A 3480-nucleotide genomic window follows, 5' to 3' on the forward strand; every position below is an offset into this window, starting at 1 on the left:
TTGTGGCCTATTTGGAAAAGGAAAATGAAGGTGTTCCTAAATCAGAACAAGAACATTTTTTCAATCAAAACAGGGACTGCAAACAACGGACATAGTTAAATATTCCAGTTCGGCTGCAGACCCATAGGCTATCTTGCAAAAGCGGGCGAAATCAGCTTGTGTTAGTTTACCTGAACCTTCAACAAAGTTAGTTGGTATGGATACAGCTGCTTTCCGTATTTGAGAAGTAATTCCAAATAGCTCATGATTAGGAAATTCAGTTGTGAGCAAGTAAATATCTTTCACCAACTGATGAGCCTTTTGCCAAACAATTATGTTTTTGTAATCCTGCATACTGTTAACTATTTACCGTCTACTGATAACTTCTCATATCTTTTCAATTAATTCTGTTCTCACTAATTCGTAGGCCTCTTGAGGATTGTAAGGCACATCAGGCCGCAATAAAGCCGTAGTGTCTCCCAAAAATTCTGCATCCTGCATTTTGGCTTCCATATTGAGCAGGTATTGTTTTTGAGTTGGAGGATGTTCTACTGAGAATTTCATGTATTCCCGGTAACTATGCAGCAAAGCTTCTTTGTCCAAATCTGGTTGCTGACTTAAAGCAATGAACATATCATAAAGGTCCCGTCCTTTTCTGCGTTGATATAACGCTCGGAGTTTGGTGCCTAAAAGTTCTTCCAATCGGTAAGTCGTAAGCTCACATTTGCCATTAAACCATGAAGATTTAACTTCAAAGGGAAACGGCTGTAACCCATGCACAGTAAAATGCTCACGTGTATTTGTTTCTACCTTTAACCTTAGTCTAATTGAAGGAGGAAATTCAGAATCAAAACGACAAATAATCTGTGTTCCGTCCCTTCTAGGTTTCACGGCAGAATCACCTAAAAATGACAGGGCTGTTTGTAAACGTTGTACTGTTTCTTTTATAGGTTCTGCTCTCACCTGCACCAGGTCTATATCTTCTGAGTATCGGGGCTGTGGTTGCAGGTAGAGTTTATGCAAGGCGGTACCACCCCGAAATGAAAGACTATCGGCTAACCAATCATCAGAGAATATTTCGACCAGCGCACGGCAAATAACCAGGTCTTGCTCCACCTGTTCGTTGGTTTGCCAAGGCACCTGCTGGCTCCATTCTGTTATATAAGCCTGTGGTATCATTCGTCAATCTCTATTTCTGTATTCACAATCACCTTCCATCTGTTCTCTGAAGAATAGCCTATGGTTTCTTTAGCTGTCTTCAGTGGTATTCTAAAGAATTTCAATTTTCCCCGCTCCATGGACTCATACAGCGTATCTGCCAATTCCTGATTAAAGCACACGTTTTCTAATAAATAACCCAATCGTTGTAAAGCAGTCGCTGGTGTATGCTGCAAAAGAGTCTCTGAGAAATCAGACGGCTTGATAACTTCAGTCAGCTCATTGAGGACAGTAGCTGCCCGGTTTAGCCCACCTATTCGTTTTTCAAACTGAACCAAATCGCAGGCCGTCAATGCTGCATTTGAAATGTTAAGGTAGCCAGCTTCTGTTTTTCTTTTTTCAATCAGTGGGTCGGGAATTTCTTTAACACTTATGTAATTCACCTTGAGCCCCTTTTTTAGCGTAGAACGAAGCACCGGGAATCCTGTTATGACAAAATACTCTTGGGGCTGCTGATGCGATGCGCCATGAAAGGCTGCTGCATTAAGCAGTGCCACATAATACGGCCGTTGCAGATACTTCATAAAAGCATCCAAATACAAAGGAGGTGGCAGAATGCCTTTGGATAAGTATTGGGGTGGAATAAGTAAGTAATAACCTTTGTACAAGGATATTATTTTCCCTTTTGTGCTTAGCCTGCTCAAGGCTCTTTTAATGGCAATATCAGAGTAGTTTGGAATTTCACTCTGCAAAACATCTTTGGAAAAGCCATAGGCTCCCTTAGCTAGTAAATTGTCCAGCCATTGGTTGATTGATATTTCATTTTGCTCTGCCATCTGAAGAGTAATATTTTGCGAAAGGTACCATATTTCGGTACTTTTCGCAAAAAATCTATCCTATTTTGTTTTTCCATTCTGCCATCGCCAAAAAGTATTGCACTCCTTTGATTTTCAATTCGAACTTGAGCGCCTTTGCTGGGTTTTGAATGCGGTACAGCTCGGGTTCGCTTTTACAGTTCATCACGATATACAACCAAGCCGCATCACCCAACTGCGCTAATCGGTTCATTTCATTTTCACTCAGCATTACACTGCCATCACCTGCCCTTCGTCCTTTCACTTCAATGTATCGCTTCAATTCTTCCGGACTGATGCTTTTTACATCATACCCTTCATTATTTGCGCTGACATCTTGTGGTTGTCAACCCACACTTATTTCATAATCCATAGCAGATTGCATGGCTATTGCTTCAGCCTCATCATCACGGCTCATGCCATAGTGACCTACGTATTCTACCTGTGTGAGAGGTACTACATAAGCACAGCCCAATACTTCAGGAGCCTTTGGATTGAGCTGAGTCATTAAATCCAAACTTTCCAATCGACTTTTCTTTTTCTCTATAAGTTCGTTGATGCGTTCCTGTTTTTTCAAAATCTTTTCCTGCACCTTATGATCACCCAAAAGCACTTTCCCTTGAAGTTCTTGTATGCCAACTTGTAAGTCCATAATGACTTGTGTAAAGGCAGACTCCAGATACCCTCTACGGTCTAATGCATCTGGGGAAGGCTACATTGTAGATGTCAATGCCGTTTTCCCGACACCGATCTTCATCCCGGATAAAGTAATTGGCCAGCTTCAACAGTATTTCATGGTCTTCCGTATGTATTTTGAATTCGGATCCAAACAATTTTTTCCCTTTAACATCCAAATAGCGCAAAATTCTTGGAAAGTTGTATATTAATTTTCCACCAATCACGTCTGCCAGGGTATACACCACGCCGCCTTCCTCGATCCTAGAGGGGTTTTCCATAATCTTTGTGTTTTACGGTTCGGAGATGGTCTTTAATCGGCTTTACTGTTTTAGGCTCAAGGACGCGGATGCCATTGATCATCCATTTTTCGGCTAGTGCCTTCCAGTTGGTGATGCTGGTCGTTCCGTTGAGCGTCCAATCTAAACTGGAATAATGGTGAAAGAATTTTTTTCCTTCAACAGCAGGCCATTTTTTTTCTTTAAAAAATAAAACAACCTCATTTTCCATAGTGTGTGTGTTTTGTTTATTTAAGTTTCTTAAAGGTTTGTATAGGTTTATATTAGGTACTAATACTTGTTCAGTAGTTGTTTCCAACTTATTTGGTAGTTGTTCAGAGCTTGTACCGAATTTGAGCATCCTCACCTGACTGCCCTGATAGGGGTTATGAGAGGGCATATAATGAAGGTATTTCCAGTCATGGAGGTTTTTCAAGCAACGGTGGTAGGTGGCCAGTGTGCAAACAACGGACATAGTATACCACTTTGGCCGGGATAAAGTGAGCATAGCTCGCCGGATGAAAGTGAACCACCTA

7 protein-coding genes and 1 pseudogene are annotated in these 3480 nt (G+C 41.2%); 1 reads left to right on the forward strand and 7 read right to left on the reverse strand.

The features are described 5' to 3' along the window. The first annotated feature begins 2 nt into the window (after window positions 1-2). Entirely contained in the window at window positions 3-95 is a 93-nt protein-coding gene (locus tag U1E44_RS16890) for a hypothetical protein (RefSeq protein ID WP_416242069.1), read from the forward strand. On the opposite strand, the gene U1E44_RS16820 is transcribed toward U1E44_RS16890, so the two are convergent. The 7 genes and pseudogenes from U1E44_RS16820 to U1E44_RS16680 form a co-directional block, all read right to left on the reverse strand. After that, complete coding sequence (locus U1E44_RS16820; RefSeq protein ID WP_323673922.1) at window positions 61-333, reverse strand: four helix bundle protein; 273 nt, start codon at window positions 331-333, stop codon at window positions 61-63. The two genes, U1E44_RS16890 and U1E44_RS16820, sit on opposite strands and share 35 nt — an antisense overlap. Before the next feature lie 33 nt (window positions 334-366). Further along, a complete protein-coding gene (locus U1E44_RS16655; RefSeq protein WP_322932245.1) occupies window positions 367-1158 on the reverse strand; it encodes a nucleotidyl transferase AbiEii/AbiGii toxin family protein in 792 nt (263 codons plus the stop codon). Further along, on the reverse strand, window positions 1155-1973 hold the full coding sequence (locus U1E44_RS16660; RefSeq protein WP_322932246.1) for a type IV toxin-antitoxin system AbiEi family antitoxin domain-containing protein: 819 nt from the start codon (window positions 1971-1973) through the stop codon (window positions 1155-1157). Before U1E44_RS16660 ends, U1E44_RS16655 begins: the two co-directional genes overlap by 4 nt. Before the next feature lie 55 nt (window positions 1974-2028). After that, window positions 2029-2322 (reverse strand): annotated as a pseudogene (locus U1E44_RS16665) (protein NO VEIN domain-containing protein); the annotation flags it as partial. A gap of 15 nt (window positions 2323-2337) precedes the next feature. Then, the gene (locus U1E44_RS16670; RefSeq protein ID WP_322932247.1) at window positions 2338-2643 is read right to left on the reverse strand and encodes a hypothetical protein; all 306 of its coding nucleotides are present in this window, start codon (window positions 2641-2643) and stop codon (window positions 2338-2340) included. A gap of 34 nt (window positions 2644-2677) precedes the next feature. Then, on the reverse strand, window positions 2678-2947 hold the full coding sequence (locus U1E44_RS16675) for a hypothetical protein (RefSeq protein WP_322932248.1): 270 nt from the start codon (window positions 2945-2947) through the stop codon (window positions 2678-2680). Then, complete coding sequence (locus U1E44_RS16680; RefSeq protein ID WP_322932249.1) at window positions 2931-3176, reverse strand: hypothetical protein; 246 nt, start codon at window positions 3174-3176, stop codon at window positions 2931-2933. Before U1E44_RS16680 ends, U1E44_RS16675 begins: the two co-directional genes overlap by 17 nt. Window positions 3177-3480 lie beyond the last annotated feature (304 nt).

The organism is Aurantibrevibacter litoralis (genome assembly GCF_034651555.1).
GTDB classification, from domain to species: Bacteria; Bacteroidota; Bacteroidia; order Flavobacteriales; family Flavobacteriaceae; genus Aurantibrevibacter; species Aurantibrevibacter litoralis.